The 25,228-nt window shown below is 61.4% G+C and carries 28 protein-coding genes and 2 pseudogenes; 23 read left to right on the top strand and 7 right to left on the bottom strand.

Annotated features, from left to right (window positions below):
- The first annotated feature begins 56 nt into the window (after window positions 1-56).
- Window positions 57-963: pseudogene (locus tag VNS12_RS04880) on the top strand (phytanoyl-CoA dioxygenase family protein).
- A 21-nt stretch (window positions 964-984) separates the two neighbouring features.
- On the opposite strand, the gene VNS12_RS04875 reads toward VNS12_RS04880, so the two are convergent.
- Both VNS12_RS04875 and VNS12_RS04870 read right to left on the bottom strand, forming a co-directional pair.
- Window positions 985-1,623 carry a uracil-DNA glycosylase gene (locus tag VNS12_RS04875; RefSeq protein WP_325486719.1) on the bottom strand — a complete coding sequence of 213 codons (639 nt, stop codon included), beginning with the start codon at window positions 1,621-1,623 and terminating at the stop codon, window positions 985-987.
- A gap of 24 nt (window positions 1,624-1,647) precedes the next feature.
- Complete coding sequence (locus VNS12_RS04870) at window positions 1,648-2,214, bottom strand: LabA-like NYN domain-containing protein (RefSeq protein ID WP_325486718.1); 567 nt, start codon at window positions 2,212-2,214, stop codon at window positions 1,648-1,650.
- Between the two features lie 300 nt (window positions 2,215-2,514).
- Between VNS12_RS04870 and rpoZ the strand changes: the two genes are divergently transcribed.
- The 10 genes from rpoZ (at window position 2,515) to parC (ending at window position 12,324) form a co-directional block, all read left to right on the top strand.
- Complete coding sequence (rpoZ, locus tag VNS12_RS04865) at window positions 2,515-2,883, top strand: DNA-directed RNA polymerase subunit omega (RefSeq protein ID WP_325486717.1); 369 nt, start codon at window positions 2,515-2,517, stop codon at window positions 2,881-2,883.
- Window positions 2,884-3,114: 231 nt separating this feature from the next.
- On the top strand, window positions 3,115-5,406 hold the full coding sequence (locus VNS12_RS04860; RefSeq protein WP_325486769.1) for a RelA/SpoT family protein: 2,292 nt from the start codon (window positions 3,115-3,117) through the stop codon (window positions 5,404-5,406).
- On the top strand, window positions 5,403-5,987 hold the full coding sequence (pyrE, locus tag VNS12_RS04855) for an orotate phosphoribosyltransferase (protein ID WP_325486716.1): 585 nt from the start codon (window positions 5,403-5,405) through the stop codon (window positions 5,985-5,987). The genes VNS12_RS04860 and pyrE overlap by 4 nt, the downstream gene beginning before the upstream one ends.
- On the top strand, window positions 5,984-6,403 hold the full coding sequence (acpS, locus tag VNS12_RS04850; protein ID WP_325486715.1) for a holo-ACP synthase: 420 nt from the start codon (window positions 5,984-5,986) through the stop codon (window positions 6,401-6,403). The genes pyrE and acpS overlap by 4 nt, the downstream gene beginning before the upstream one ends.
- A gap of 34 nt (window positions 6,404-6,437) precedes the next feature.
- Window positions 6,438-7,193, top strand: coding sequence for a signal peptidase I (gene lepB / locus VNS12_RS04845; protein ID WP_325486714.1), 756 nt, complete (start codon window positions 6,438-6,440; stop codon window positions 7,191-7,193).
- Window positions 7,190-7,897: a ribonuclease III gene (gene rnc, locus VNS12_RS04840; protein WP_325486713.1), complete on the top strand. Its 708-nt coding sequence runs from the start codon at window positions 7,190-7,192 to the stop codon at window positions 7,895-7,897. The genes lepB and rnc overlap by 4 nt, the downstream gene beginning before the upstream one ends.
- Window positions 7,894-8,808, top strand: a complete 915-nt coding sequence (gene era, locus VNS12_RS04835) for a GTPase Era (RefSeq protein WP_325486712.1) — start codon at window positions 7,894-7,896, stop codon at window positions 8,806-8,808. Before rnc ends, era begins: the two co-directional genes overlap by 4 nt.
- A 15-nt stretch (window positions 8,809-8,823) precedes the next feature.
- On the top strand, window positions 8,824-9,543 hold the full coding sequence (gene recO / locus VNS12_RS04830) for a DNA repair protein RecO (RefSeq protein WP_325486711.1): 720 nt from the start codon (window positions 8,824-8,826) through the stop codon (window positions 9,541-9,543).
- 94 nt (window positions 9,544-9,637) lie between these two features.
- Window positions 9,638-9,970 carry a hypothetical protein gene (locus VNS12_RS04825; protein WP_325486710.1) on the top strand — a complete coding sequence of 111 codons (333 nt, stop codon included), beginning with the start codon at window positions 9,638-9,640 and terminating at the stop codon, window positions 9,968-9,970.
- Between the two features lie 110 nt (window positions 9,971-10,080).
- Entirely contained in the window at window positions 10,081-12,324 is a 2,244-nt protein-coding gene (gene parC, locus VNS12_RS04820; RefSeq protein WP_325486709.1) for a DNA topoisomerase IV subunit A, read from the top strand.
- Between the two features lie 47 nt (window positions 12,325-12,371).
- Here the strand turns inward: parC and VNS12_RS04815 are convergent, their stop codons facing one another.
- The 4 genes from VNS12_RS04815 to hemB all read right to left on the bottom strand — a co-directional run bounded on the left by VNS12_RS04815 (window position 12,372) and on the right by hemB (window position 15,879).
- A complete protein-coding gene (locus VNS12_RS04815; protein WP_325486708.1) occupies window positions 12,372-13,361 on the bottom strand; it encodes an endonuclease/exonuclease/phosphatase family protein in 990 nt (329 codons plus the stop codon).
- Window positions 13,362-13,378: 17 nt separating this feature from the next.
- Entirely contained in the window at window positions 13,379-14,140 is a 762-nt protein-coding gene (locus VNS12_RS04810) for an arginyltransferase (RefSeq protein WP_325486707.1), read from the bottom strand.
- Window positions 14,141-14,251: 111 nt separating this feature from the next.
- Window positions 14,252-14,779 carry an RDD family protein gene (locus tag VNS12_RS04805; RefSeq protein ID WP_325486706.1) on the bottom strand — a complete coding sequence of 176 codons (528 nt, stop codon included), beginning with the start codon at window positions 14,777-14,779 and terminating at the stop codon, window positions 14,252-14,254.
- A gap of 92 nt (window positions 14,780-14,871) precedes the next feature.
- Window positions 14,872-15,879 carry a porphobilinogen synthase gene (hemB, locus tag VNS12_RS04800; RefSeq protein ID WP_325486705.1) on the bottom strand — a complete coding sequence of 336 codons (1,008 nt, stop codon included), beginning with the start codon at window positions 15,877-15,879 and terminating at the stop codon, window positions 14,872-14,874.
- Window positions 15,880-16,026: 147 nt separating this feature from the next.
- Here hemB and VNS12_RS04795 point away from each other — a divergent pair, with 147 nt between their 5' ends.
- From VNS12_RS04795 to VNS12_RS04755, 9 genes are all read left to right on the top strand, one after another.
- Window positions 16,027-16,416 (top strand): DUF6163 family protein, encoded by a 390-nt coding sequence (locus VNS12_RS04795; RefSeq protein WP_325486704.1) that lies wholly within the window; start codon window positions 16,027-16,029, stop codon window positions 16,414-16,416.
- Between the two features lie 284 nt (window positions 16,417-16,700).
- Complete coding sequence (gene ldtR / locus VNS12_RS04790; protein ID WP_325486703.1) at window positions 16,701-17,204, top strand: transcriptional regulator LdtR; 504 nt, start codon at window positions 16,701-16,703, stop codon at window positions 17,202-17,204.
- A 330-nt stretch (window positions 17,205-17,534) separates the two neighbouring features.
- Complete coding sequence (locus VNS12_RS04785) at window positions 17,535-18,728, top strand: L,D-transpeptidase family protein (RefSeq protein ID WP_325486702.1); 1,194 nt, start codon at window positions 17,535-17,537, stop codon at window positions 18,726-18,728.
- A 52-nt stretch (window positions 18,729-18,780) separates the two neighbouring features.
- On the top strand, window positions 18,781-18,978 hold the full coding sequence (locus tag VNS12_RS04780) for a DUF6898 family protein (RefSeq protein WP_325486701.1): 198 nt from the start codon (window positions 18,781-18,783) through the stop codon (window positions 18,976-18,978).
- A 209-nt stretch (window positions 18,979-19,187) separates the two neighbouring features.
- The gene (glyA, locus tag VNS12_RS04775) at window positions 19,188-20,486 is read left to right on the top strand and encodes a serine hydroxymethyltransferase (protein ID WP_325486700.1); all 1,299 of its coding nucleotides are present in this window, start codon (window positions 19,188-19,190) and stop codon (window positions 20,484-20,486) included.
- Window positions 20,487-20,490: 4 nt separating this feature from the next.
- Window positions 20,491-20,952: a transcriptional regulator NrdR gene (nrdR, locus tag VNS12_RS04770; protein WP_325486699.1), complete on the top strand. Its 462-nt coding sequence runs from the start codon at window positions 20,491-20,493 to the stop codon at window positions 20,950-20,952.
- A 261-nt stretch (window positions 20,953-21,213) separates the two neighbouring features.
- The gene (locus VNS12_RS04765; RefSeq protein ID WP_325486698.1) at window positions 21,214-21,360 is read left to right on the top strand and encodes a hypothetical protein; all 147 of its coding nucleotides are present in this window, start codon (window positions 21,214-21,216) and stop codon (window positions 21,358-21,360) included.
- Between the two features lie 3 nt (window positions 21,361-21,363).
- Complete coding sequence (gene nusB / locus VNS12_RS04760) at window positions 21,364-21,849, top strand: transcription antitermination factor NusB (RefSeq protein ID WP_325486697.1); 486 nt, start codon at window positions 21,364-21,366, stop codon at window positions 21,847-21,849.
- A gap of 63 nt (window positions 21,850-21,912) precedes the next feature.
- The gene (locus tag VNS12_RS04755; protein ID WP_325486696.1) at window positions 21,913-23,118 is read left to right on the top strand and encodes an MFS transporter; all 1,206 of its coding nucleotides are present in this window, start codon (window positions 21,913-21,915) and stop codon (window positions 23,116-23,118) included.
- On the opposite strand, the gene VNS12_RS04750 is transcribed toward VNS12_RS04755, so the two are convergent.
- A complete protein-coding gene (locus VNS12_RS04750) occupies window positions 23,110-23,556 on the bottom strand; it encodes an outer membrane protein assembly factor BamE (RefSeq protein ID WP_325486695.1) in 447 nt (148 codons plus the stop codon). The two genes, VNS12_RS04755 and VNS12_RS04750, sit on opposite strands and share 9 nt — an antisense overlap.
- Window positions 23,557-23,709: 153 nt before the next feature.
- Here VNS12_RS04750 and VNS12_RS04745 point away from each other — a divergent pair, with 153 nt between their 5' ends.
- The 3 genes and pseudogenes from VNS12_RS04745 to VNS12_RS04735 all read left to right on the top strand — a co-directional run.
- Window positions 23,710-24,237: a ubiquinol-cytochrome C chaperone family protein gene (locus VNS12_RS04745; RefSeq protein WP_325486694.1), complete on the top strand. Its 528-nt coding sequence runs from the start codon at window positions 23,710-23,712 to the stop codon at window positions 24,235-24,237.
- Window positions 24,234-24,770, top strand: a complete 537-nt coding sequence (locus VNS12_RS04740) for a YceD family protein (RefSeq protein WP_325486693.1) — start codon at window positions 24,234-24,236, stop codon at window positions 24,768-24,770. The genes VNS12_RS04745 and VNS12_RS04740 overlap by 4 nt, the downstream gene beginning before the upstream one ends.
- Window positions 24,771-24,881: 111 nt before the next feature.
- A pseudogene (locus VNS12_RS04735) lies at window positions 24,882-25,228 on the top strand (phosphate acyltransferase PlsX); the annotation flags it as partial.

Here is a 25,228-nt window from a genome sequence, read left to right as displayed (position 1 = left end):
AGCGCTAAACTCGTCCATATCCGCCTTCGAGGGGAAGACAGATATGGGAGAGTTCAATGCAGACCATGGCGACCAAACGCGACAGCCATCCTACAACCACGACGGCCACCCAGCTCAAGGACATCCGCAAGACCTTGCCGCTGCGTGTTTTGTCGAAGGACGATTGGGAGCACTGGACGACGAAGGGATATGTGATCGTGCGCGGGGCGGTGCCTGCGCGCAATGTGGAGCGGCTTGTCGATCTACTCTGGCAGTTTGATGAAAAGAACCCGGACGACAAGTCCACCTGGTACGCACCGCAGCGGCGTGAGCACAAGATGAAGGAGCTCAACAACACGGGGATGGTGGAAATCTACAACCACCAATATCTGTGGGACAACCGCATGGAGCAGCGCATCTATGACGTGTTCGTGGATATCTGGGACCGTGAGGATTTGTGGGTCACCATCGATCGGGCCAATCTCAATCCACCCAAGAAAGTGAAGGGCAGCCCGCACGGCTTTATCCACTGGGACGTCGATACCTCGATCCGGCCCTTACCCATCGGCGTTCAGGCGGTGCTGAGCCTTAAAAAGCAGGACAGCGAGACGGGCGGCTTCCAATGCGTGGGTGAAAACCCAGCCCGAGGATCGTGATCCGATGCATCCGGATATGACCGGGCTGAACGTGGTCAATGTCGATCTCGAACCGGGAGACCTGATGATCTTCAACTCGCTGCTCGCGCATGGTGTACGGCCCAACCACTCCGATGATCGGGTGCGCATGGCGCAGTACATCTCCATGCATCCGGCGGAGTGGGACAATGAGCCCGAGCGTGAAGAGCGGATCAGGCTCTGGCGCGAACGGGACCACCCAAGGCGCGATGCGTTTCCCGGCGATCCGCGAGAATGGGAAAAGCACAACGCCACGACAGCAAAGCTGACCCCGCTGGGGGAAAAGCTGCTGGGGCTGAAGCGCTGGTAATAAGGAGTGGGAGAGGGCGCTTCAGGCGCGGGCCAGTTGCGCGGCGCGGCCCAGAGCGTCCTCGAACATTTCCGCCGTCAGCCGCCCGGTATTGGTGTTGTAGCGGGAGCAATGATAGCTGTCGACGAGCACCGCGCCACCGGTGAGCTGATGTTGGGCGCCATGGGCAAAGGGGAAGGCAGCGCGGCGTTCGCCCAGTGCCGAGAGCAGGGACTCGTGGGCGATGCGCCCCAGCGCAAAATAGACGCGGGCCTGGGCATTGGCGGCGATGGTTGCGCTGAGAAACCGCCGACAGGTGGAAATCTCCGGTCCGGTCGGCTTGTTCTGCGGCGGAACGCAGCGCACCGCATTGACGATCAGCGTATCGATTAATTCCAGCCCATCATCGGGATCGGCGGCATAGTCGCCGATGGCCAGTCCGAATTTCTTGAGCGTTGCGTAGAGGAGGTCGCCGGCATAGTCGCCGGTGAAAGGGCGTCCGGTGCGGTTGGCTCCGCGTAGCCCGGGGGCAAGGCCGACCACCAGCAGGCGCGGCGTGTCACCGCCCCAACTGTCCACCGGAGCGTTGTGCCAATCGGGAAACTGCTCGCGATTGAGATGGCGGAATTCCGCCAGCCTTGGGCATAACGGGCAATCGCGAGGGGGATTGGTGGCAGTCACGGATGGGCGGCTCGGCAAACGGAATCAATCCGCGACATCCTCTTTGGGAGAATGCTGGCGGTCAACCTGCGGGCGTCCCACGGTTTGGGCCAGGGTGGCGATTTCGAGGAAATAATCCGCCTGCCGCCGCAGATCATCGGAAATCATCGGGGTGGGCGTGGTGAGGGTGGAGGCCACAGTCACCTTCTTGCCGCGCCGTTGTAGGGCGGCGACCAGCGCGGTGAAATCCCCATCACCGGAAAACAAGACGAGATGATCGTAATGGGGCGCCATGTCGATGGCGTCGATGGTCAACTCGATGTCCATGTTGCCCTTGATCTTGCGGCGGCCATGGGCGTCGGTGAATTCCTTGGCCGGCTTGGTGACCACGGCATAGCCATTGTAATCGAGCCAGTCGATCAGCGGCCGGATGGAAGAATATTCCTGATCGTCAACAAGGGCGGTGTAATAATAGGCGCGCAGCAGGTAACCGGTATCCTGAAACCGGCTCAAAAGGCGCTTATAGTCGATATCAATGCCCAACGCCCGCGACGTTGCGTAGAGATTGGCGCCGTCGATGAACAGAACGACCTTTTCGCGCGGATCGAACATTGTTGATGAAAACTCCAAACAAGGCGGCGGATGAAAATTTTAAAAAGCATGTATGCCGCTCAACGCGCAAAGGGCATAAGAAGTTCACACCGGTGTGCAATAGTGCCCCGGGTGAACACACAGCGGCAGCTTGTCAACCGCCTGCGGCTCGTGTAAGAACGCCGTTCACTCCCCTGGATCGCGCGCTTTCGATGAAACGGAAGGCGTGCTCTATGTTTATGGACCTGTCGCGCTTCCCAATCGCATGAGCGGAAATTTTCGCTGGTGCAGGAAACGCTCTGAAAGCAATGGAGACCGGCAGTGGCACGCGTCACCGTAGAAGATTGCATTGAAAAGATCCCGAACCGCTTCGAGCTGGTTCTCATGGCGGCGCATCGCGCCCGCATGATTTCCGCTGGCGGCGCGATCACCGTGGACCGCGACAACGACAAGAACCCGGTGGTCGCCCTGCGCGAAATCGGCGACGGCACGATTTCCCCGGACGACCTCAAGGAAGACCTGATCCACTCCTTGCAGAAATATGTGGAAGTGGACGAGCCCGAGAACGAAGCGGCTCCGCGCATCGAAACCTCCTCGGACGAGGACGGTCCGGTGTTCGATACCATCAGCGAAGAAGAGCTGCTGCGCGGCATCGAATCCCTGGCTCCCCCCGAGCGCCGCGACGATTGATCGGCGCAAGCCTTTCCCGGTATAGTTTTCAAAGGCGTCTGGCAGCAAGCCGGGCGCCTTTGTAGTTTTCGAGCGCTTCCAGGAAAAGCATGCCCCCGACGCCGATCGGGGGTGGAGCCGGTTTTCCGCTTCGGAAGCGCGACAAGCAAGGAGTTGGAGCGCCTGATCTGATCCCAATCAGATCAGGGATTTGCTCCAGGAAGAGGTCCGGTGTCTGGAGCGCCCCGGCGCATGATGCGCCAGTACGAACTCGTCGAGCGTGTGTTGGCCTATAACCCCAACGCCGACGAAGCCTTGCTCAACAAGGCCTATGTCTATGCCATGCAAAAGCATGGGAGCCAGACGCGCGCCTCAGGAGACCCCTATTTCGCCCACCCGCTGGAGGTGGCGGCGATCCTGACCGAACTCAAGCTCGATGACGCGACCATCGCCGTCGCGCTGCTCCACGATACCATCGAGGATACCGACGCCACCCGCGCCGAGATCGACGAGATGTTCGGCACCGAGATCGGGCAGATTGTCGATGGGTTGACCAAGATCGACCGGCTCAATCTGGTCTCGCGGGAGGAAGCGCAGGCGGAAAACCTGCGCAAGCTGCTGCTGGCGATTTCGCAGGATGTGCGGGTGCTGCTGGTCAAGCTGGCCGACCGCCTGCACAACATGCGCACGCTCGATTTCATGCCGGTGCACAAGCGCGGACGCATCGCGCAGGAGACCATGGATATCTATGCGCCGCTGGCCGGGCGCATGGGTATGCAGGACATGCGCAACGAACTTGAGGACCTGTCGTTCAAGACGCTGCACCCCGAGCACTACAACGCCATCATGAGCCGTCTGGCGCAGATGCAGACATCGAGCCGGGAGATCATCGCCGAAATCAGCACCGAACTGGAAGAGCATCTGGCGCAGCAGGGCATCACGGCGGCGGTGTCTTCAAGGATGAAATCGGCGTGGTCGATCTATTCCAAGATCGAGCGCCAGGGGATCGCGCTCGAACAGCTTTCAGACATGATCGGCTTTCGGGTGATCGTCGATACGGTTGACCAATGCTACCGAACGCTGGGGGTGATCCACACCAGCTGGAAGGTCGTTCCGGGCCGGTTCAAGGATTATATCTCGGTCCCCAAGCATAATGACTACCGCTCGATCCACACGACCATCGTGGGACCGGGGCGGCAACGGGTGGAACTGCAAATCCGGACCATGGAAATGCACGCCATCGCCGAATTCGGGATCGCGGCGCACCAATTGTACAAGGAAGCGATTTCCGGCGACATGCACCGGCTGGAGGAGGAAAGCCGGGCATACAACTGGCTGCGCACAACCATTGCGCGGCTGACCGAAGGCGACAATCCCGAAGAGTTTGTCGAGCACACCAAGCTCGAACTGTTCCAGGATCAGGTGTTCTGCTTTACGCCGCGCGGACGGCTCATTCCGCTGCCGCGCGGGGCAACGCCGATCGATTTTGCCTATGCGGTGCATACCGATGTCGGCGACACCTGCGTGGGCTGCAAGATCAACGGAACGGTGATGCCGCTGATCACCCAGCTCCATTCGGGTGACGAGGTCGAGATCATCCGCGACGCCACACATACGCCGCCGCCCAATTGGGAAAACATCGCCGTGACCGGCAAGGCGCGCTCGGCCATCCGCCGTGCGGTGCGGCAGGGAGCGCTCCAGCGCGCCGTTACGCTCGGTGAGCAGGTGATGATGGCGGTGATCGAGCGCGAGGCGCTGGATATGAACGAGGACGAACTCGATCTGCTGGCCGAACGGCTGGAGATGGAGGACCGCAACGCCATGCTGGCGGCCATAGGCGAGGGGACGATCACCGCCGAGGAACTGGCCGAGCAGATGACGGCGCTCAAGGGCAAGCCCCGGCGCAAGGGCCGCCTGAGCCTGCCGGTCGCTAACGACGCCGAAGGGTGGTTCTCGCTGCGCAATGCGCAATTCTTCAAATTCCGCATGCCGGGCGGACAGCGGGCGTCCATCAAGAAATTCGCCGCCATGGTCGGCTTCGACTTCAACATGCCGGTGACGGTTTCACCCGAGGGGGTGGTGCCCGGTGACCGCATCATCGGCATTTTCCACCAGAGCGGGGTGATGGAAGTCTATCCGATGGAATCGGATGCGCTGGTGGATTTCCACGATGAGGATGTGGGCTGGATCGACGTGCGCTGGGATATGCAGGGCCGGACCGAAGAGCTGTTCCGGGTCGTCATTTCGATGTATTCGCAGAACCGCCCCGGCTCGCTCGCCCAGATCACCAGCGCCATTGCGGCGTGTGACGCCAATATTTCCAACCTGGTCATGCGGGCGCTTGCCGCCGATTCCCATGAATTGCTGTTCGAGCTGGAAGTGCGCGATCTGACCCAGTTGACAGATGTGCTCGCAACGCTCAAACGCAGTCCGGGCCTGTCGCGGGTCCAGCGCGCCACGCTGGCCCAGGCCAGAGCCGTTTCGGGCATCGACGGCGCGCTCGATGCCACCACCCACGAACACAAAGAGACCCAGCCGGCATGACCCAAGACGAAGTCCTCGAAATTTTCCGCGATTGCGGTGCTTTGCTTGAAGGGCATTTCATCCTGTCCTCGGGGCTGCGCTCGCCGGTGTTTTTGCAAAAGGCGCGGGTGTTCATGCATCCCGACAAGGCGGAAATCCTGTGCCGGGCGCTGGCGGAAAAGATCAGGGCTGAAGGTTTTGGGGATGTGTCGCAGGTGGTGTCTCCGGCCATGGGCGGGGTGATCCCCGGCTATGAAACCGCACGGCATCTGGGTGTGCCCGCCATCTATACCGAGCGCGTCGATGGCGTGTTCGAGCTGCGGCGCAGTTTTGAGGTCGCGCCGGGTGAAAAGGTGATTGTGGTCGAAGATATCGTCTCCACCGGCCTGTCGATCCGCGAGTGCATCGATTGCATGAACAAGCTGGGTGCCGACGTGATCGCCGCTGCCTGTATCGTCGATCGCTCGGATGGTGAGGCCGATGTGGGCGTGCCGCTGGTGTCGCTGACCGGGTACAAGGTACCTGCCTATGCGCCTGACGCTCTGCCAGCTGAACTGGCCGCACTGCCCGCAGTAAAGCCGGGAAGCCGAGGTTTGCAGTGATTATCGGGCTGGGCAACGATCTGTGTGAAATCGCGCATGTCGAGCGGACGCTGGAGCGGTTCGGCGAGCGGTTCACGCATCGGTGCTTTACCGAGATCGAGCGCCGCAAATCCGATGGACGGCGGTTGCGCGCCGCGTCGTACGCCAAGCGCTTCGCGGCCAAGGAAGCCTGTGCCAAGGCGCTGGGAACCGGGCTGTCGCACGGGGTGTTCTGGCGCGACATGGGGGTGGTGAACCTGCCCAGCGGCAAGCCGACCATGAAACTGACCGGCGGGGCCGCGCAAAGGCTTGCCAGCCTTGTGCCCAAAGGCCATGAGGCCCATATTCACCTGACGATTACCGACGACAACGGTATGGCCCAGGCCTTTGTCATTATCGAGGCGCTGCCGGTTGACCCGGCCGTACCGCTCCCGTAACAAATCCACGAGTTCCCCTTTCATGAGCACCCCCATGTCGGACGCCGCAAAAAAGAAAACCGGCAAGGGCGAGTTGCGCGAGACGGTCGTCGTCATCGTTCAGGCGCTGCTGATCGCCCTTGTCTTTCGGACCTTCGCCTTTGAGCCATTCTCGATCCCGACTGCTTCAATGCAGTCCAATCTGATGATTGGCGACTATATCCTGGCGTCCAAATACACGTATGGATATTCGCGCTATTCGCTGCCCTATAGCGAAGTGCCCTGGCATGGGCGGGTGCTAGGCAACGCGCCGCAGCGTGGGGATGTGGCCGTGTTCCGGCCGGTGCCGCAGAGCGAGAATTACGTCAAGCGCGTGATCGGACTGCCCGGCGATCGTATCCAGATGATCGAGGGCGTGCTGCACATCAACGAAGAGCCGGTGGTGCGCGAGCAGATCGGAACCAAGATCGACCGCGACAGCACCGGCGTGGAACTGCCGGTCTTGCTGTATCGCGAAACCCTGCCCAGCGGCGTGAGCTATACGACGCAGGAAATTTCCGACACCGCCCAGTTCGACAATACCGGCGTTTATACCGTGCCGCCGGGGCACTATTTCATGATGGGCGACAACCGCGACCGCTCGCTCGACAGCCGTTCACTGAGCTCGGTGGGCTATGTGCCGTTCGAGAATTTCGTGGGCAAGGCGGAATGGCGCTTCTTCTCGATCACCGACAACATCCCGCCCTGGCAGATCTGGCGCTGGCCGGGCAACGTCCGGTTTGACCGGATGTTCACCTCGGTTTACGAATGAGCCTGAGAGCACGCGACAGGGAAACCCTGGAGGCGAGGCTGGGTTATGTGTTCAGGGATCCAGCGCTGTTGCAGCGCGCCCTGACCCATTCGAGCGCGATTGCCCCGTCACGGCGGACGGCGGAATCCTACCAGCGGTTCGAGTTCCTGGGCGATAGGGTGTTGGGGCTGGTCGTCGCCCATATGCTGAGCGAGCGCTTGCCTACGGCCAATGAAGGGGAGCTGTCGCGGACCCTCAACAGCCTCGTGCGCAAGGAAACCTGCGCCAAGGTGGCTCGCAAGCTGGGCATCGGATCATTTGTCCGGCTGGGCGAAAGCGAAGCGCGGACCGGTGGCGCAAACAAGGATGCCATCCTTGGTGACGTTTGCGAGGCGGTGATCGGCGCGATCTATGCCGATGGCGGACTGGACCCGGCCTATACGTTTGTGTCGCGCATGTTCGGGGACAATCTCGACGTGGCGCAGGCGCGGCGCGCGGATTCCAAGACCACGTTGCAGGAATGGGCGCAGGCCCAGGCGCTGGAACCGCCCACCTATGTGGAGATCGCCCGGTCCGGTCCCGACCATGCTCCGGTCTTCACCATCTCGGTGTCGGTGCTCGGCTATGACGCGATCACCGCATCGGGGCCATCGAAACGACTGGCGGAACATCAGGCCGCCGAACGATTCCTTTTGCGCGAGGGCGTATGGAAGAGCGAGACATGACGACCCAAGAGCAAACCAAACCGACCAAATGCGGTTTCGTCGCGCTGGTCGGCGCGCCCAATGCGGGCAAATCGACCCTGCTGAACGCGCTGGTCGGCACCAAGGTATCGATCGTCACCCACAAGGCGCAGACTACGCGCACCCAGGTGCGCGGCGTGGTGACCACCGATGAGACCCAACTGGTCTTTATCGACACCCCCGGCATTTTTACGCCAAAACGCCGGCTGGACCGGGCCATGGTGCAATCGGCCTGGACCGGTGCTGGCGACGGCGACATGGTGGCGCTGATCGTCGATGCGCAAAAGGGGCTTAACAGCGAAATCGAAGCGCTGCTGGACGGATTGCAGAACATCCGCCAGCCCAAGGTGCTGGTCATCAACAAGATCGACAAGGTGAAGCACGAATCGCTGCTCGCCCTGGCGCAGGCGCTCAACGAGAAGGGGCGCTTTGAGGCGACCTTCATGATTTCGGCTCTGCGCGGGCATGGGGTGGCAGCCTTTACCGATTGGTGCCGGGAGCAGGTGCCGCTGGGCGAATGGCACTTCCCAGAAGAGCACCTTACCGATCTGACGCTGGCGCTGACGGCCGCGGAAGTGACGCGGGAAAAGCTGTTCCTGCGCATCCACGAGGAAATCCCCTATCAGGCGACCGTGGAAACCGAAGGGTTCACGGTGCAGAAGGACGGCAGCTATCGCATAGAGCAGGTGATCTATGTCACCCGTGACAGCCACAAGATGATCGTGCTCGGAGCCAAGGGACAGACGATCAGGGCGATCGGTGCGGAAGCGCGGCGCGAACTGATGGATATGTTTGAAACCGAGGTGCACCTGTTCCTGTTCGTCAAGGTGCGCGCCAAATGGGCAGACGACCCCGAGCGCTATCGCGAGATGGGGCTCGACTGGACGAAATAATCGAGTGCGACCGAAATGGAATGGTCCGCTGAAGGCCTGATCATCGGAGTGAAACGCCACGGGGAATCCGCGCTGATCCTCGAAACCATGGTGCCGGGGCGAGGACGGTGGCAGGGACTGGTGCGCGGCGGCCGGTCACCCAAACAGGCGGCTTTCCTGCAACCGGGAAATTCCGTGCACCTCGTCTGGCGGGCCAGGCTCGAAGACCATCTGGGACATTTTTCCGTCGAAGCCACGCATTTGCGGGCGGCAGCCATGCTGGCTGATCGGCAAAAGCTCTATCTGATCCAGTTGCTGGGCGATCATTTGCGGCTCTTGCCCGAGCGCGACCCCCATGACGACCTGCTGGCCGCGGTGTTCGATCTCATCGATCGGGAGCGGGGGCAAGAGGAACTGGGCATGGACCTCGCCCGGTTCGAGATGTTCCTGCTCGAAGAACTTGGGTTTGGCCTCGATCTGGACACTTGCGCGGTGACGGGGAGCCACGAGAACCTGACCCACGTCTCGCCGCGCAGCGGGCGCGCCGTCTGCGCGACGGAGGCGGGGCCCTACGGCGACCGGCTGCTGGCCCTGCCGGCGTTTCTGGGCGCCGATGTATCCTGTGGCGCGGGCGATATCGGAGCGGCGTTTCGCCTGACCGGCCATTTTCTGGATCGCCACGTCTGGGCGGCCCGCAGGATGGAGCCCCCCTCGACCCGCGACTGGCTGATTCAGCATCTTCAAAATCCCGCGTAGATTCCTGAGAAACCAGCATTTTTTGCTAGCCAATTTTTGGGTCAACGATTAGATGCGCCGCACAGCCGTATGGTGCGGCTGAACGAGGTTCAATATGAAATACCCATTGGCATTTGCAATTTCACTGGCAGTCGGGATGGTGAGCCTTCCCGCTTTTGCGCAGGACGTTGGATTTACGCTGATCAATGCTTCGAGCCATACGCTCACCTATTTTTACGCTTCGCCCAGCGACGACGAGACCTGGGGCGACGACCTCCTTGAAGACATCGGCATTCTCGAATCCGGTTACGAAGGAACGGTCTTTATCGGCAATGGGGCGGACGCTTGCCTCTATGATTTCCGCTTCGAGACGGCGGAAGGCGCCGAACTCGACGTCATGGAAATCGATATCTGTGAACTGGAAAGCTATACCCTCTCCGACGACTGAACATCGGGGCCGCCTTTCCGCTGGGGAAAGGCGGCTTGCCTTATGCCGGACGGACGCTGTCCGATCGCCTATAATCCGCGTGATTCGGAGTACAAGCACCAAGGAGCCTCATGGCCGATACTATGGACCCGCCCGGTGGCGATGAGCGCATTGTCGATCTGAGGACAGCGCTGGAAGAGCGCTACCTTTCCTATGCGATCTCGACTATCACCCAGCGCGCGCTGCCCGATGCGCGGGACGGGCTCAAGCCGGTGCACCGGCGGATCCTGCACGCCATGCGGCTATTGAAGCTCGATCCGGGGCAGGGCTACAAGAAATCAGCGCGTATCGTCGGCGACGTCATCGGTAAGTTCCACCCGCACGGCGATCAATCCGTCTATGACGCGCTGGTCCGCCTCGCGCAGGATTTTGCCGTGCGCTACCCGCTGGTGGACGGGCAAGGCAATTTTGGCTCCGTCGATGGGGATAGCGCAGCGGCGATGCGCTACACCGAAAGCCGGATGACGGAAATCGCGTCGCGGCTGCTCGAAGGCATCACCGAAAACGCCGTCGATTTCCGCCAGACCTATGACGGGGAAGACGAAGAGCCGATCGTGCTGCCGTCCAACTTCCCCAACCTGCTGGCCAATGGGTCGAGCGGTATCGCCGTGGGGATGGCCACCAATATCCCGCCGCATAACGTGGCGGAACTATGTGACGCTTCACTGCACCTTTTGGCCAACCCCGAAGCGACGGCCAAGGACCTGATCCGCTTCGTGCCGGGGCCGGATTTCCCGACCGGCGGCGTGCTTGTGGATGACCCTGCCGCAACCGAACAGGCCTATACGACCGGGCGCGGCGGGTTTCGCATTCGCGCCAAATGGGAGACCGAGGACAGCGGGCGCGGCACCTATCAGATCGTCATCACGGAAATTCCTTACGGCGTGCAGAAGTCACGGCTGGTCGAAAAGATCGCCGAACTGCTGCTGGCCCGGCGGCTGCCGCTGCTCAAGGACGTGCGCGACGAAAGCGCCGAAGATATTCGACTGGTGCTCGAACCCCGCGTGCGCACGGTCGATCCGGTGCTGCTGATGGAATCGATGTTCAAGCTGACCGAGCTGGAAAGCCGGTTCTCGCTGAACATGAACGTGCTCGACATGGGGCTGACGCCGCGCGTCATGGACCTGGCCGAAGTGCTCAAGGCCTGGCTGCACCACCGCAAGGAGGTGCTGATCCGGCGCTCGCAGTTCCGCCTCGACCAGATCGAACACCGGCTTGAGGTGCTCGGCGGCTATCTGATTGCCTATCTCAATCTCGATGAGGTGATCCGCATCATCCGCGAGGAGGATGACGCCAAGGCCGTGATGATGGCGCGCTGGGACCTCACCGAGGTGCAGGCCGACGCGATCCTCAATATGCGCCTGCGTAGCCTGCGTCGGCTCGAAGAAATCGAAATTCGCACCGAATTCGACAAGCTGAGCGAGGAAAAGACGCATATCGAGGCGTTGCTCGGCTCGGAAAAAAAGCAATGGGGCGTGATCGCCACCGAAATTAGTGAGCTTCGCAAGACCTATGGTCCCGATACGGAGCTGGGCAAGCGGAGGACCACGTTTGCCCAGGCACCGGACACCGACCTCGCCGATATCGAAACGGCGATGATCGAGCGCGAGCCGATCACCGTGGTGCTGTCGGAAAAGGGCTGGATACGGGCGCTGAAGGGCCACAACAACGATATCGCTGCCCAGAACTTCAAAAGCGATGACCGGCTCATGCTGGGCTTTACCTGCGAGACCACCGACAAGCTGCTGATGCTCACGACTGGGGGCAGGGTCTATACGCTGGGCGCGGACAAGCTGCCGGGTGGGCGCGGACATGGCGAGCCGGTGCGCATCATGGTCGATATCGAGGAAGGGCAGGACATCGTGGACCTGTTCGTCTATCGCCCCGGGGCCAAGCGGCTGATCGTGTCCGATGCGGGCAACGGCTTCAAGGTTGCTGAAGACGACATGATCGCCAATACCCGCAAGGGCAAGCAGGTGCTCAATGTGTCCGGCGGTCAGGAAGCGCGGCTATGCGTGCCCGCCGAGGGCGACATGGTGGCGGTGATCGGGCAGAACCGGCGCATGCTGGTGTTCCCCGCCGATCAGCTTCCCGAAATGACGCGCGGCAAGGGTGTACGCTTGCAGCGGTATAAGGATGGCGGCGTGTCCGATGCGCGCATGTTCATGGCCGCTGACGGGCTGACCTGGACGGATTCGTCGAACCGGACGTTCACCAAGTCCATGGACGAATTGCGCGACTGGATCGGGGATCGGGCCCAGGCCGGACGCCAGCCGCCGACCGGGTTCCCGCGCAATAACCGGTTCAAGGGGTAGCGCAGGCTGCGGGATGGCTTCTTGTGAGCCGCCCGGAGTCCGTTCCGCTATTCGCTGACCGAAAACCGCACGATGATGGGAAGATGATCGCTGCCGCTGGGCTCGCCTGTGACCAGTGAGTGGATGGCGATTGCGCCGCGGGTCATCACGTGATCGATGGGCAGAAGGGGCATGGTCGAGCGCCAGCCGCCCAGATAATACCAGAGCGTTGGGAACGTCGGCAGGTTGTGGGTGTGGCGCACAAGCCCGGCCTCGGTAACGAAATTGCGCAGCGCGTAGGACCAGGGCGTCGAATTGAAATCGCCCACGAGGATCACCGGCGGCGCGACGCTGGCCAGGGAATCGCGGAGCGTGGCGAACTGCTCGACCTGCCGGGTGATCGGGGCGGGCCAGTCATTATGGGTGGTGGCGAGGGAGAAATCCGGGCCGGTTTCCGTCTCGAAACGCACCATGATCCGCGCCGTGCGATCGGTATTGATGATCGAGGACGAACAGGCGTCGACATCGAGCGGCTCGAACGGCAGTTTTGAATAGAGCCCGACGAAGGCGCGCTGGCCGCCGGCGCAATATTGAAAATGCGGGTAGAGTTCAGTCAAAAGCGGATGAATGACGTTCCGCACATAGGGGCTGTATTCCTGCAGGGCGAGGATATCGGGATTTTCCGCGGCCACATTGGCGACGATGGATTCGGGCTCCTCGTTGCGGCCAAACACGTTGAAGGTCATCAGCGTGTAAATGCGGGCCGCATCCGGCGGGGTCTCGCGTGGCATAAGCCCGGCCACAAATTCCGGGACATAGATGGCGCTCGACGCGACAAGCCCGGTGGCGGCCACGGCCAGGGCCAGCGATCGCACCATCTGGCGTCGCACGAACAGCGGCGCGGTGACCAGCAGAGCGATGAGGCCGAAAAACAACACCGGCTGGACATGATTGAACAGGTCGAGCGCCGGGAAGAGGAACCCGAACACCCCCATGATGGCCATGCCAGTCAGCACGATGCAGGCGAGCAAATGGCCCGCAGCCGCCACTGCGCTCACTATCGCGCCCAAAGACCTCACAAATCGGCTTCCGTGCCGGTTGTCGGGGCGAGATCGACCCAGCCATGTGAGCCGCGCTGCACTTCGAGTGGCTGGAAGGCGGCCTTGTAGGCCATCTTGGGCGAGGCTTCGACCCAATAGCCGAGGTAAATATAGCCCTCGGTGGGGCGCACGCGGGCGATATGGTCGAGAATCATCATAGTGCCGAGTCCCCGGCGCGCCATCTGCGGATCAAAGAAGCTGTAAACCATCGACAGCCCATCGGGCAGCGGATCGGTGAGGGCGACGGCAATAAGCTGTCCCGCTGGACCGTCCGGGCCATCAGCGGTGAGGCGATACTCGATGAGCATCGATTCGACGGGCGTATCCTCGACCATGAATTCATAATCGAGATAGCTCATCTGGGTCATGCCGCCCCCATCGTGCCGCGACTCGAGATAGCGCTTGAACAGCGCGTATTGCTCGGTGGAGACGATGGGCGCAACGATCTCGCCCGCGACATCGGCGTTACGCTTGAGCGTGCGGCGATGCCGGGCCGCGGGGCTGAAATCGGCGGTGCGGACGCGGACCGACTGGCAGGCGTCACAATCGAGACACGCCGGGCGGTAAATGAGGTTTTGCGAACGGCGGAAGCCGTGGTCCGACAAAAGCTGGTGCAGCGCGGCGGCGCGCCGCCCCGACAGATGGGTGAACAGCTTGCGCTCCTGCTGGCCCGGCAAATAGGGGCAGGGCGACGGTGCGGTCAGAAAAAACTGGGCGTTTTCCGGGGTATGGTCCATGGACGGTGCTCGCTCGGCCGCCGGAGGGTTTACGGTACTGCGAGTGTAGTCTTCCTCACCATGGCGCGCAACGCGCCTTGTGGCAAAGCACAGGGCTTTTGAGGGCAGGCTTTAATACGAGGCGCTGCCGACGCCCGAATACTGACGCCAGTGCCTCTCCATCGGCGAGCGGCGGACCATGAGCGTTCCAACGATCATGTCGTGCAGAAGCTGGCGCCTGTTGGTGAACAGGCCGATCAGAACGATGAAGGGCGTGAGGATGGAGCAGGAAATCCAGAACACGAGGACATGGATCATCGCCATCCAGCCATCAAGCGTGGTGTCCCGGGTGGGCGTGAGCACGATATCGGTGGCTCGCATCCCCAGGGTGGCGCGCGACGAGGAGCCCAGTGTGACGGCGTAATAGCCGACGAAGGTGAGGGGGACGATGATGGGGATGGATAGCCAGGCCAGGCCAAAGGTGAGCAGCCCCAGAATGGCCGCGACCACCGTGACCACGGTGACGATGACGCCCATGATGACGCAATCGATCAGAAAAGCGATGGCGCGCCGGGTCAGGATGCCCTCGAACAGCTCCGGCGCGGATGCCGGATCGGGAAGGTCGTCGCGGATGATCCGGCCAAAGAAATCCGTTGCCATGGTCCCATACTCCTCGGTCTGCCCCCAACAGATGTGGTGCCGGGGGCAGGAGCGCAAGAGGCGGAAAGCAGAAACTGGCAGCAGAAACGCGATCAGGCGTTGAGCTTGCGGGCCATGTCGAGGGCGAAATAGGTGAGGATGCCCGAACAGCCCGCGCGCTTGAACGCCATGAGGCTTTCAACCATCGCCGCATCGCGATCGATGGCTCCGGCCTCGGCGGCAATGGAGATCATCGCGTATTCGCCGGAAATCTGGTAGGCGAATAAAGGCGTATCGAAGCGGTCTTTGATCATGCGGCAGATGTCGAGATAGAACGTGCCGGGCTTGACCATGATCCAGTCCGCACCCTCGGCCAGATCCTGCTCGACTTCGCGAATGGCTTCTTCGGCGTTGGCCGGGTCCATCTGATAGGTGAGCTTGGAGCCGCGCAGGCGCGCACCGGAGCCGACGGCCTCGCGGAACGGCCCGTAAAAGGCCGACGCGTATTTGGCGGCATAAGAGAGCAGGATGGTCCTTTCGAGCCCCTCGGCATCGAGCGCTGCACGAATAGCGGCAATGCGACCATCCATCATGTCGGACGGAGCGATCACATCGGCGCCGGAGCGAGCCTGAACCAGCGCCTGCTTGACCAAAATGGCGACGGTCTCGTCATTGAGGATTTCGTCCCCTTCCATCACGCCATCATGGCCGTGGCTGGTATAGGGATCGAGGGCGACGTCGGCGACGAGGCCGATTTCAGGCACGGCATCCTTGATTGCCGAAAGCGCGCGGCAGATCAGGTTGTCCCGGTTGATCGCCTCAAGCCCCTCTTCGGTGCGCTTGGACGGATCGGTATAAGGAAACAACGCCATCGCCGGGATGCCTTCGGCGCGGGCGGCTCTGGCGGCCTCTACGGCCAGATCGATAGACAGCCGCTCGACGCCGGGCATGGTGCCGATGGGCTGGCGCTCGTTCTGGCCTTCGACGACAAAGATCGGCCAGATAAGATCGGCGGGCGTGACCGTATTCTCGCGAACGAGATTACGGCTCCAGTCCGCCATGCGCGGCCGACGCAGCCTGCGACCGCCGAGAAACTCCATATCGTGCTTTTCCAACTGCATCTCGTCATCCATTTCACTGGTTTGCTTCGTCCATAGCAGGGCGATCGCATGGGCGCAAAGGGGCGGATCAACGCGGGACAAAAGGGAACGCGGCCTTGTCCGGCCAAGCCAAATCGGGATAGCAATTGGCAGACTTGGGGAACCTGCATGGATTTCAGACTCGAACCGGCTGGGCTTTTGGCCCGACTTCTTGCGCTGCTGAGCCTGTTCATCGGGCTGTCGGACGCGGCGCGCCTGCTGGGGCTGGGCAGCGGGGCGGCAAGCCCTGTGCTTGCCATGGGCGCAATGGGGTTCGTGCTGCTCGCGGCGCTGAGCGTCATGCGGCTGTTCGCGGCGGTCGGATTATGGATGCACGCGACATGGGGTGGCTTCATCCTGGCCGGATCGCTGGTCGTGGAACTGGCGTTCTATCTGGCGGGCAGCACCTGGGTTAGCCTCACTTTGTGGGGTTTTATCTTCAAACTTGGGGTGATGCTGGCAACTTTTGGCCTGTTCGCGCTCGCCCGGATTTTGGCCCATCGCCAGATTGCCGACTGAGGCCATCTCCCTGCGTGAACGGTCTTCGACCTTCGGTTTCCGGCTGGCGGGACTGGCGGACAAGTCGCGGTTATTGCAGCCGTTTTAGAGGTTTCGCCGGTCGGTAACGATCTATAAAGGTTACAGATTTCGCTACGGGCGTAAGAAAGAAAAAACCTAAAAAGCTCAAGTTTTCCCGTAAGATAACATTAAGCCTGTCTCTTAAACCGATCTTGAGAGCCGGGGGGTAGGTTGTCCTCACAGACGCGAAAAATCGCGCAGATATTTACAGTGAGGCAGTACCAATGGCTAACAACGTTTCCGCCGTGAAGGCAGATGCCCCCCGTCAGAGTCTGAAGCCGCTCTATCTTGAAGCCGTCTCCCGCGTCGAGCGTCTGCACCGCAGGCTGCTCGATCTGATCAAGGACGAATTCGACCGCATGGGTTGGGACGATATCAACCCTGTGCAGGCACTGCTGATGTTCAATATCGGCGATAGTGAACTGACCGCAGGCGAGCTGCGGACGCGGGGTTACTATCTGGGCTCCAATGTCTCATACAACCTCAAGAAGCTGGTCGAGACCGGATACATCTTCCAGGAACGTTCCAAGACTGATCGCCGTTCGGTGCGCATTCGCCTGACCCCCAAGGGCGAGGAAGTGGCGGAAGTGATCGACGATCTCTATGAGCGTCACCTCAATTCCATCGAGCACGTCGGCGGACTGGGCGAATCGGAATTTTCGGGGCTCAACACCGCGCTGTCGCGGCTGGAGCGTTTCTGGGTCGACCAGATTCTCTACAAGCTCTGAACACCCGTTGCTGTGGCATTGCCGCCACATCAGTCAGTCAAACGCCGGCCACAAGGTCGGCGTTTCTTATTTGAGCCGCAAATTCTTTCTAGCCGGAATTGGGCAGGAGAGGCCTTTGTTCGGCCAATCGGCACCGGCATTCCGGGATTCGCTCAAAGTCTGGTGAATCCCATTGCGAAGGGGCCGGAACTGGGCAATAGGACATTCTGGACTTCCCGCGACTTCGATATTCGATAGGTGACTGACGCGATGCGCGATACTGGCGGAAAACTCAATCGGCGAACTGTTATCGGCTCTGGGGCGGCTCTTTTGGCATCGACGGCATTTCCGATGCCGGCCATTGCCCAGTCCTTGCTGGATAACCTCATGGGCGGACGCCGCGCGGTAACCCAGGAAGAGCTGGAAACCAATTCGCGCCAGGCAATGGACGCTATCGGCGGCGATGATCCGATTGTGTCCATCGACACCGAATACAATCTGCAGCGCGTGGCGGAATATTATGAGCGGCTGACCTCGATCGGCGGCTGGCCGGATGTGCCGGAGTCGATTTTCCGGCTTGGCCTTGGCTCCGACCGGCGTCCGGTGCGCGATCTGCGCAGCTATCTGATGCATACCGGTGACCTGTCGCAGGAAGCGGGCATGTCGGACCGGTTCGATGCGCAGCTCGATGCGGCCGTGCGCGGGTTTCAGGCGCGCCATGGCCTTCAGATCAACGGGCAGGTGGACGAATACACCTATTGGGCGATGAAGGTGCCGACCTCGACCCGGTTGAACCAGATCAGGGTCAACATGGAGCGGGTGCGCGGCATGGCCGGGCAGCTTTCGGACCGGTACGTCAACGTCAACATTCCTGCCGCCGCGATTGAAGCAGTCGATACCGCGCGAGTGGCCCGCCGGCACACCGCCGTCGTGGGGCGCATCGACCGGCAGACGCCGATCCTGCGTAGCCGCATCCACCAGATCAATTTCAACCCGTACTGGACCGTGCCGGTTTCGATCATCCGCCGCGATATCATCAAGCTGGTCAACGAAAACCCCAACTATCTGGACGAATACTCGATCCGTATCCTTGATGGACGCGGCAATCAGGTGTCCCAGAGCGCCATCGACTGGTCGACCGAGGAAGCGGTGAACTACACGTTCCGCCAGGACCCCGGGGCGCGGAACTCCATGGGCAACGTCAAGATCAACTTCCACAACATGCACGCGGTGTACCTCCATGATACGCCGGAGCAGGGGCTGTTCTCGGAAAACGCGCGGTTCCATTCCTCGGGCTGTGTGCGCGTCTCCGACGTCGCGGAATTCGTCTCCTGGATCCTGCGCGATACCGGCTATGACATCATCGACGTCAATACCGCCTTTGCTTCCGGCGAGCGGCTGGACGTCAACGTGTCCAATCCGGTCCCGATTTTCATGACCTATTTCACCGCCTGGGCGAACCGCAGCGGCGTGGTGAGTTTCCGCGACGACGTTTACGAATTCGACGCCCAGGGCAGGACGGAATTTCCCGAGATTCGCGCTTAGAGGCAGGCTTGGGCGGGCCGTCGTTGGATGAACCGGCGATGAGGGGGCAGGCATGAGCAATCCGGACCGGGAAGTGCTGTTCGAGTTCCGCCATGCGGGCCCGCAGGTGCGCGTGGCGGCCATCGACGTCGAAAGCGGCGTTGAAGTCGTGGCGATCGCCCCGGCCAGCGCCACAGAACTGCAGATGAAATCGCTGGCGCTGGCTAAATTGCGGCGCCGACTGGCGATGGATGCGGCGCAAAAGCGCTGAGGCGACAATCGGTCCCGATCTTTGCTTGGAATCGCCGGTGGCCCCGTGCTATGCGGAGCGCGCTTGCTTATTATTCCGCAGTCGGGATGCAACGGCCCTTTCACGAAAGGGGCGGCGGCCCGTCATTTTTGGTTTTGTCGCGTTTTCGCAGCGAAAAAGTGGGCCACTTTTTCCAACGAACGCGATCTTTAAGAGGTCGAGGGTACGCCATGAGCGCCACCGGTACAGCCCCGCTTTTCCCAGATTTCTTCACCCGCACCATTGCCGATCATGATCCGGTGATTGCCAAGGCGATCGCCGACGAACTGGGTCGGCAGCAGCAGGAAATCGAGTTGATCGCATCGGAGAACATCGTCTCCAGCGCGGTCCTCGAAGCCCAGGGCTCGGTGATGACCAACAAGTACGCGGAAGGCTATCCGGGCCGGCGCTATTATGGCGGCTGTCAGTTCGTCGACATCGTCGAGGAACTGGCCATCAATCGCGCCAAGGAACTGTTCGGGTGCGAGTTCGCCAACGTGCAGCCCAACTCCGGTTCGCAGGCCAATCAGGGCGTCTATCAGGCTCTGCTCCAGCCGGGTGATACCATTTTGGGCATGAGCCTCGATTCGGGCGGACACCTTACCCATGGCGCCAAGCCCAACCAGTCCGGAAAATGGTTCAACGCGGTGCAATACGGCGTGCGCCAGCAGGATGGGCTGATCGACATGGATCAGGTGCGCCAGCTGGCGCAGGAACATCGCCCCAAGATGATCGTGGCCGGGTTTTCCGCCTATTCGCGCGTTCTGGATTGGGCCGAATTCCGCAAGATTGCGGATGAAGTGGGCGCCATCCTGTTCGTCGATATGGCGCACGTGGCCGGACTGGTGGCGGCGGGCGTTTATCCCAGCCCGTTCCCGCACGCCCATGTGGCGACGACCACGACCCACAAGACCCTGCGCGGACCGCGCGGCGGACTGATCCTGACCAGCGACGAAGCGATCGCCAAGAAGGTCAATTCGGCCATCTTCCCCGGCATCCAGGGTGGGCCCCTGATGCACGTGATCGCCGCCAAGGCGGTGGCTTTCGGGGAAGCGCTGACCCCGGAATTCAAGGCCTACGCCACGCAGGTCATCGACAATGCGCGCGTTCTGGCCGACACTCTGGTCAAGGGTGGGCTGGAAATTGCCACCGGCGGAACCGACAATCACCTGATGCTGGTCGATCTGCGGCCCAAGAAGGTGACCGGAAAGGCAACCGAGGCAGCGCTGGAGCGGGCCTTCATCACCTGCAACAAGAACGCTGTGCCGTTCGATCCGGAAAAGCCTGCCATCACGTCGGGCATTCGCGTCGGGACGCCTGCGGCGACCTCGCGCGGGTTCGGCACTGAAGAGTTCCGCCAGGTCGGCGAGATGATGGTCGAGGTCATCGACGGTCTGGCCGCCAATGGCGAGGACAACAACGGAGCTGTCGAAGCCCAGGTCAAGGAACGCGTCCTGGAGCTGACCGCAGCCTTCCCGATTTACGGATAAAGCCATGCGCTGTCCCTATTGCGGGAATGACGATACGCAGGTGAAGGATTCCCGGCCAACCGAGGATTCCAACGCCATCCGCCGCCGCCGCGTCTGTAACGGCTGCGGCGGGCGGTTCACCACATTCGAGCGAGTGCAGCTGCGCGATCTCACCGTGGTCAAGAAGTCTGGCCGCAAGGTCCCCTTCGACCGCGAGAAACTGGCGCGTTCGGTGCACACGGCCCTGCGCAAGCGCCAGGTCGATCCCGAGGCGGCCGAACGCATGATCTCGGGCGTGGTGCGCCAACTCGAAAGTCTGGGGGAAGTCGAGGTGACCTCCGACCAGATTGGGGAATACGTAATGGAAGGGCTCAAGGGACTCGACGACGTGGCCTTTGTGCGTTTCGCCTCGGTGTATAAGAATTTTTCCAGCGCCGATGATTTCCAGTCGTTTCTGACCATCATGGACGGTGACGACACGGCATAGGCGAGGGGGCAGAGATGACCCCGAGGATGCGGACGACGGATGAATACGTTCTCGACGATATTCGGATAACCTGCTGTTTTCGTTTCTAAAAACGACTGAGTTGAATCAGTTCGTGAAGTCGGCGGCGAGGTGTTTGCTGGTGCGAGCGGCCTTGAAGTCGATCTGATGACGCGCTATGCGGCGCGGTTCATGGAGCGTTGCCGGAAAAAATGATATTCGTTCGGGAACGCGACACATTTTAAAATTCTACAGGATCAAATAATGGCCAGTTCTGGCGATACTTTTGCGATTGCGCCCGGCTTGGCCGCAGGCCAGCATTGCCTCATGGCGGGGGTCTATATTGTTGCGTTTGCGCCGCGCGAGAGCGTGACGACAGCCGCTCCCCGCGACCGGCTGATGGAGGACTGATCCATGGCCGTTGACAAGGGGCAAAGACAGGCCAATCAGCGCGGTTCGGCGCGGCTTGCCGCCGTTCAGGCGCTCTATCAGATGGATGTGGGCGAGCAGACGCTGGAAGAAACCCTCAGCCAGTTCGAGAGTTTCCGGCTGGGCCGCGAACTCGAAGGCGATCAGTATCTGCCGGCTGACGCCGACTATTTCCGCCATATCGTGCGCGGTGTTGTCCTCAGCCAGCTCAAGCTCGATCCAATCATCAATGCCGCCCTTCAGCGCGGCTGGCCGATGACCCGTATCGATGCGACCCTGCGGGCCCTGCTGCGGGCGGGGGTCTATGAATTGACCGAGCGGCGCGACATCCCCTTCCGGGTGATCATCCGCGAATATGTGGACGTGGCGAACGCGTTCTACGAGGACGAGGTGCCCGGCATGGTCAATGGCGTCCTCGATGCCGTGGCGCGAAAGTTCTCCGAGGGCTATGGTGAGGACAAGCCGCTCTGATTTGGGGATCGGGTGCGCCGCAGGTCCCGATCCATCATCTTCGCGGATATTGGGGTGTTTCTGATGGCCAATATGCGTAATATTTTCCTCTTGTCCGGCGCGCAGGCCGTCGCGGGATCATCCCAGGGCATGGTGATGGCAGTCGGGGCGCTGGCGGGCGTTTCGATGGCGGTTGACCCCGCCTTCGCAACGGTTCCGACCACGGCGATGATCATCGGGGTGGCGCTGATGGCGGGGCCTGCCGCTCTGATCCTGCACAGGCTGGGCCGGACACGGGGCTTTGTGCTGGGCGCGGGCATTGCAGGCACCGGCGGCCTTATCGCTGCGCTCGGGCTATATATCCACAATTTCATTCTCTTTTCGGCGGCGATGCTGCTGATCGGCGCGGCCGGGGCGTTCGGGCAGCAATACCGGTTTGCCGCAGCCGACAGCGCGCCGGACAAGGGCAAGGCACGGGCCATCTCCTGGGTGATGTTTGGCGGGGTTCTGGCCGGGTTTCTCGGTCCCAGACTGGCGGCGATGACCGCCGAAGCGGTGCCCGGAGCGCCCTATACCGGCTCGTTCCTCGGGCTGGTGGGCTTGAGTCTCGTTGCGATGCTGATGCTGAGCTTCACACGCCTGCCGGGCGGTGAACCAAAACGGTCCCGGTCCGAGCAGGGGCGTCCGTTTGCCGAACTGATCTCCACGCCCGACATTTTCGTGCCGATCCTGACAGGCATGGCCAGTTTTGCCCTGATGACATTCGTGATGGTGGCGGCGCCGCTGGCCATGGTGCATTTGTGCGGCCATGCCCCCGCCGATGCGGCCAATGCGATCCAGTGGCATATCGTTGCGATGTTCGCGCCCAGCTTTGTGACGGGCGCCATCGTTGGCCGGATCGGGCCGCATCTGACCATCGCCATCGGCCTTCTGCTGATCATTGCCGCTGCCGGAACCGCGCTGTCGGGAACCACGACGCTGCATTTCGAAGCGTCGCTCGTCCTTTTGGGCGTTGGATGGAATTTCGGCTTTATCGGCTCGACGGTAATGCTCAGCCAGGCCTACAGGCCCGAAGAGGGCGCACGGGTGCAGGCCCTCAACGAACAGATGGTGTTCGGCGTCAACGCCGTGGCCTCGATCGGGGCAGGGGTGTTGCTCAACCTGCTGGGCTGGGAAGCCATCAACCTTTTGGCCATGCCGATTGCGGTCGCGGCGATCCTGCTGCTGGCCTGGAGCGACCTGCGCGGGCGCGGATTGCGCAGCAAGAAGGCGGCGCTGGCCTCAGATTGAGGCCAGCAGCGATTCCACGAAACTGCGGTCTTCGCCGTACGAACCGGTGCGGCGCTGTTCGATGGCAAACACACGGCCATCTTCAAGCGAATAGAGCGCGCGATCCGTGACCCGGCGATCGGCACCAAAATAAACCGCGAGAACGGTGCGCTCCTGGACCATGGTGAGCCCGAACGCGGTCTGGTTCACTTTGGTCTCCACATAGTACCACGCGGTTTCACCGCCAAAGGTGCTGGTGGTCTGGGGCGAGCCAAGGACGATGCGGACGAAATCCTGACTGGATCCCGGGCGGACCTGGGCAATGGCATCCGCAGGCAGTACGTATCCCTGGGTGCGCTGGGCGACGAGGCCCGTTCCCGAACAGGCCGACAATGTGAGACCGACGGCGATGGCAGCGGCAACGGGGGACAGGCGGACAAGGGCGAAACGCAGGCTCATGGAATTGACTTTCCTCAGCTCTCTCGACTATAGCCTCGCGACAATGCGCCAGGGAATTGGGTGTTGTTTAGCCGTCATGGCACGACTCTGGCAAGCGGCCAATCCATTTCCATTTGTATTCGGTCGCCCCAACTCGCACAGTGAATCGATGAAATGATCCTGTCCTTATTCCGCAAACCCAAGCTGACCGAGCCGGTTTACGCCGTCTATAACGCCATTGTGGCGCAATCCCGGCGCGAGATATTCTATGCCGAATGGGGCGTGCCTGACACGCTGACCGGGCGCTTCGACATGATTTCGCTGCACGCGGCCTTGGTGTTTCGCAGGCTGCGGTCCAGCGAACGGGAAACCAAGGAATTCGCCCAGAATGTCTTTGATTGCTTTTTCAAGGATATGGACCGATCGCTGCGGGAGATGGGGGTAGGGGACCTCTCCATCGGCAAGCGGATCGAAAAGATGGGCGGTCTTTTTTACGGCATGCTGTCCAGCCTCTCGGCGATCCTCGATGAGGATGACAGGGCCGAGCTTGCGGATTTCATATCCCGCAATTTTCATGAAGGGCAACCTCATGCTGCCCTTGACGTATTTGCCGATTATATACTGCGCAGTGACAGCCTGCTGCGGACCCAAGAGGTGGCCGCAATCATGCAGGGCAGAGTGACGTTTGGAGACCCGAAATGAAACCGAGGCAAGAAGCGCTCGATCTCGACGCGCTCGTCCGGGTGGACAAGATTCCCGCCGCTGGCCGGGAGGTGAGGATCGAAACCGACGCCGCTCAACGCGACCTGATCGCCGAGCGCCTGAAGGTGAGCGAAGTGCTGGATTTTTCGGCGCACCTGACTGCCACGCGATTTCGCGGCGGCATTCGGGCCCAGGGCAGAGTCAGCGGAACGATCGTGCAACCCTGCGTGGTGACGGGCGATCCGGTGACGCAGCAGATCGACGAACCCATCGACCGGATTTTCCTTCCGGGACAGGACGCGGCCAGCGAGGCAACTGCTGGCGCGGAGATTTTCGTCAATCTCGAAGACGACGACCTGCCGGATTATTTCGAGGGCGAGGATATCGACCTCGCAGACCTGGTGCTGGAGATTTTTGCTCTGGCTATCGATCTCTATCCGCGCAAACCCGGAGCCGAGGTTCCAGAAACCCTTGGCGACGATCCGGCCGAGCTGTCGCCATTTGCCGCGCTCAAGGCACTGAAAAAGGACTGAACGAAGCCCGGGGCGTGTGTTGACACGCTCGCGCGGCGGGGTTCATTGACTATGTGAGGGCCGGACTGGAGACGCCGGCGCTCTTTCGACGGGCAGGCAACAAGGCACGCAATGACTAAAACGATAACGATCTCCGTTGATGCGATGGGCGGAGACAACGCTCCACGCGCACCGCTGCATGGCGCGAAACTCCTGTTGCGCGAGCGGCCCGACGCCCGTTTCATTTTCCATGGGCAGCAGGACGTGCTGGAGCCGTTGCTTAAGGAATTTCCCGAATTGCGCGCGGTGTCGGAAATCCGTCACAGCGATACCGTCATCGCCATGGAAGACAAGCCCAGCCAGGCCCTGCGCAAGGGGCGGGGCAATTCCTCGATGTGGGCGGCGATCCAGTCGGTCAAGGATGGCGAGGCTGCGGTCGCGATTTCGGGCGGCAACACCGGCGCGCTGATGGCCATGGC

The sequence above is a fragment of the Pelagibacterium sp. genome (assembly GCF_035555455.1).
Classification (GTDB): Bacteria; Pseudomonadota; Alphaproteobacteria; order Rhizobiales; family Devosiaceae; genus Pelagibacterium.
The sequence above is the reverse complement of the archived record's forward strand: the minus strand, read 5'-3'. Positions and strand labels throughout refer to the sequence as shown.

What these genes read in the sequence shown, in the direction of transcription:
- VNS12_RS04870 (WP_325486718.1), bottom strand. Translation starts at nt 2,214, where the DNA reads ATGTTCGATCCGCGCGAAAAGGTCGTTCTGTTCATCGACGGCGCCAAT.
- VNS12_RS04860 (WP_325486769.1), top strand. Translation starts at nt 3,115, where the DNA reads ATGATGCGCCAGTACGAACTCGTCGAGCGTGTGTTGGCCTATAACCCC.
- pyrE (WP_325486716.1), top strand. Translation starts at nt 5,403, where the DNA reads ATGACCCAAGACGAAGTCCTCGAAATTTTCCGCGATTGCGGTGCTTTG.
- lepB (WP_325486714.1), top strand. Translation starts at nt 6,438, where the DNA reads ATGTCGGACGCCGCAAAAAAGAAAACCGGCAAGGGCGAGTTGCGCGAG.
- rnc (WP_325486713.1), top strand. Translation starts at nt 7,190, where the DNA reads ATGAGCCTGAGAGCACGCGACAGGGAAACCCTGGAGGCGAGGCTGGGT.
- era (WP_325486712.1), top strand. Translation starts at nt 7,894, where the DNA reads ATGACGACCCAAGAGCAAACCAAACCGACCAAATGCGGTTTCGTCGCG.
- recO (WP_325486711.1), top strand. Translation starts at nt 8,824, where the DNA reads ATGGAATGGTCCGCTGAAGGCCTGATCATCGGAGTGAAACGCCACGGG.
- VNS12_RS04825 (WP_325486710.1), top strand. Translation starts at nt 9,638, where the DNA reads ATGAAATACCCATTGGCATTTGCAATTTCACTGGCAGTCGGGATGGTG.
- parC (WP_325486709.1), top strand. Translation starts at nt 10,081, where the DNA reads ATGGCCGATACTATGGACCCGCCCGGTGGCGATGAGCGCATTGTCGAT.
- VNS12_RS04810 (WP_325486707.1), bottom strand. Translation starts at nt 14,140, where the DNA reads ATGGACCATACCCCGGAAAACGCCCAGTTTTTTCTGACCGCACCGTCG.
- VNS12_RS04805 (WP_325486706.1), bottom strand. Translation starts at nt 14,779, where the DNA reads ATGGCAACGGATTTCTTTGGCCGGATCATCCGCGACGACCTTCCCGAT.
- hemB (WP_325486705.1), bottom strand. Translation starts at nt 15,879, where the DNA reads ATGCAGTTGGAAAAGCACGATATGGAGTTTCTCGGCGGTCGCAGGCTG.
- VNS12_RS04795 (WP_325486704.1), top strand. Translation starts at nt 16,027, where the DNA reads ATGGATTTCAGACTCGAACCGGCTGGGCTTTTGGCCCGACTTCTTGCG.
- ldtR (WP_325486703.1), top strand. Translation starts at nt 16,701, where the DNA reads ATGGCTAACAACGTTTCCGCCGTGAAGGCAGATGCCCCCCGTCAGAGT.
- VNS12_RS04785 (WP_325486702.1), top strand. Translation starts at nt 17,535, where the DNA reads ATGCCGGCCATTGCCCAGTCCTTGCTGGATAACCTCATGGGCGGACGC.
- VNS12_RS04780 (WP_325486701.1), top strand. Translation starts at nt 18,781, where the DNA reads ATGAGCAATCCGGACCGGGAAGTGCTGTTCGAGTTCCGCCATGCGGGC.
- glyA (WP_325486700.1), top strand. Translation starts at nt 19,188, where the DNA reads ATGAGCGCCACCGGTACAGCCCCGCTTTTCCCAGATTTCTTCACCCGC.
- nrdR (WP_325486699.1), top strand. Translation starts at nt 20,491, where the DNA reads ATGCGCTGTCCCTATTGCGGGAATGACGATACGCAGGTGAAGGATTCC.
- VNS12_RS04765 (WP_325486698.1), top strand. Translation starts at nt 21,214, where the DNA reads ATGGCCAGTTCTGGCGATACTTTTGCGATTGCGCCCGGCTTGGCCGCA.
- nusB (WP_325486697.1), top strand. Translation starts at nt 21,364, where the DNA reads ATGGCCGTTGACAAGGGGCAAAGACAGGCCAATCAGCGCGGTTCGGCG.
- VNS12_RS04755 (WP_325486696.1), top strand. Translation starts at nt 21,913, where the DNA reads ATGGCCAATATGCGTAATATTTTCCTCTTGTCCGGCGCGCAGGCCGTC.
- VNS12_RS04750 (WP_325486695.1), bottom strand. Translation starts at nt 23,556, where the DNA reads ATGAGCCTGCGTTTCGCCCTTGTCCGCCTGTCCCCCGTTGCCGCTGCC.
- VNS12_RS04745 (WP_325486694.1), top strand. Translation starts at nt 23,710, where the DNA reads ATGATCCTGTCCTTATTCCGCAAACCCAAGCTGACCGAGCCGGTTTAC.
- VNS12_RS04740 (WP_325486693.1), top strand. Translation starts at nt 24,234, where the DNA reads ATGAAACCGAGGCAAGAAGCGCTCGATCTCGACGCGCTCGTCCGGGTG.